This window comes from Methylobacterium sp. AC315 (genome assembly GCF_979253755.1).
Genome location: NZ_CEEDEA010000175.1, coordinates 1 through 229, shown reverse-complemented (window position 1 = coordinate 229; position 229 = coordinate 1). Strand labels below are relative to the sequence as shown.

Genomic DNA, 229 nt, shown 5'->3' with positions numbered 1-229 from the left:
CCCCGGTACCGTGCCGCCCGCCCGGATGTCGGCCCTGACGATCGTGGCGCGCGGGTCGGCGACGTTGCGATGCGCCATGTCTACGGCGCGGCGAGCGACCTCGACCAGCGTCAGCGCCGTGACGGCGGGCGAACCCAGGATTACCCGGGACAGGATCCCGAGGCCGCCGCCGAGATCGGCGCCCCGTCCCTTCATCGCCGGAAGGTTGGCCAGGAGCAGCGCCGTGCCG

Annotated in this window: 1 protein-coding gene; it reads right to left on the bottom strand. The window is 74.2% G+C overall.

The features are described from left to right. A partial coding sequence (locus AC0IY0_RS29175) for a methyltransferase (protein WP_471766529.1) occupies window positions 1-229 on the bottom strand: 229 nt, incomplete at both ends.